At 61.7% G+C, this 1326-nt stretch carries 2 protein-coding genes and 1 pseudogene; all 3 read left to right on the top strand.

Features of this window, described 5'->3' with window-relative positions:
* Positions 1-255 (top strand): annotated as a pseudogene (locus tag PMI29_RS01435) (hypothetical protein); the annotation flags it as partial.
* Positions 256-259: 4 nt separating this feature from the next.
* A complete protein-coding gene (locus PMI29_RS01440) occupies positions 260-634 on the top strand; it encodes a type II secretion system protein (protein WP_008004195.1) in 375 nt (124 codons plus the stop codon).
* The gene (locus tag PMI29_RS01445) at positions 609-1148 is read left to right on the top strand and encodes a type II secretion system protein (RefSeq protein WP_008004193.1); all 540 of its coding nucleotides are present in this window, start codon (positions 609-611) and stop codon (positions 1146-1148) included. Before PMI29_RS01440 ends, PMI29_RS01445 begins: the two co-directional genes overlap by 26 nt.
* The last annotated feature ends 178 nt before the right edge of the window (positions 1149-1326 follow it).

The raw sequence follows: 1326 nt of genomic DNA, 5'->3' as shown, positions 1-1326 counted from the left end.
GGCTACCCGCCGAACCTGAAAGTGCTGGTCGATGGTGTGCGTGACACGCGCAGCGCCAAGGGCGCCAAGTTCTACTTCCTGCGGCGCATCCCCCGTGACCCGCTGGCAACCGTCAAGCGTGACGACGAGGGCGGCTGGGGTCTGCGTTCCTATGACAGTTCGGCTGAGAACCCACGGGAGGGCCAGGACGTCTTTGACGTTTACTCCAAGGCCCGGGGCAAGGGCCTCAACGGTATCGCCTACCGAGAGTGGTGAGCATATGAGTCGGCAAAAGGGTTTTACCCTGATTGAACTGATGGTGGTCTTGGCAATCATCGCGACCCTGATGACGATCGCCTTGCCACGCTACTTCAACAGCCTGGAGGCCTCCAAAGAGACCACCTTGCACCAGAGCCTGTCGTCCATGCGCGAGGCGCTGGATCACTACTATGGAGACACCGGGCGTTATCCCGATTCCATCGAACAGCTGGTCGAACTGCGCTACCTGCGAAGCCAGCCGCTGGACCCGATTGCCGAGCGCAAGGACACATGGGTCATAGTCGCGCCACCGGATGGCGTGGCGGGCGGGGTGGCCGATATCAAGAGTGGAGCCAGCGGGAGGGCGCGTGATGGCAGCCTGTATTCCGAGTGGTAAGCCATCGGGTCAGGATGGCTTCACCTACCTGGGTGTGCTGTTTCTGATCGTCGTGATGGGCCTGGGCCTGGCCAGTGCCGGCGAGTTGTGGGCCACCGCTTCGCGCCGGGATCGGGAACACCAGTTGCTCTGGGTCGGTACGCAATATGCCAAGGCGTTGCGCAGCTATTACCGCAGTTCGCCCGGTATGGCGCAGTACCCGAAAGAACTCTCGGACCTGTTGCAGGACGAGCGTTTCCCGACGGCCAAACACCATATCCGACAGCTGTATCCGGAGCCGATGACAGGTGGCGAATGGGAGCTGATACGCGGTATCGACGGCCGGATCAGCGGTGTGTACTGCCCGTCCACTGAGAAGCCGCTCAAGCAGGTGAATTTTCCCAGCCAGTGGTCGGACTTCAATGGCATGGCCAGTTACAAGGACTGGCAGTTCGTGGCCGAGAAAGCCTCCCTCGAAGACACCGGGGGGCCGCCGAAAGCACAGTCCTCCGCGCCCCAGGCGTTGCAGCCTTGAACCGCAGGAGCGAGCCTGCCAGCCGGGGTGTACACAGCTCAAACTGTGGGAGCGGGCTTGCTCGCGAAGGCGGCCTGACAGCCAACCTGTGTTTTGCTGACTGAGTACATATCCATTCCTGCGGTCACGGCCACTTACGGTTTCGCCCTTACGGCGAGTCCCTTTTGGCAAACGCCCC

Origin of the sequence: Pseudomonas sp. GM49 (genome assembly GCF_000282355.1) — a bacterium.
Taxonomy (GTDB): domain Bacteria; phylum Pseudomonadota; class Gammaproteobacteria; order Pseudomonadales; family Pseudomonadaceae; genus Aquipseudomonas.
The sequence above is the reverse complement of the archived record's forward strand: the minus strand, read 5'-3'. Positions and strand labels throughout refer to the sequence as shown.

Bases quoted from the DNA above. Each gene is read 5' to 3' on its own strand.
- PMI29_RS01445 (WP_008004193.1), top strand. From the start codon at position 609: ATGGCAGCCTGTATTCCGAGTGGTAAGCCATCGGGTCAGGATGGCTTC.
- PMI29_RS01440 (WP_008004195.1), top strand. From the start codon at position 260: ATGAGTCGGCAAAAGGGTTTTACCCTGATTGAACTGATGGTGGTCTTG.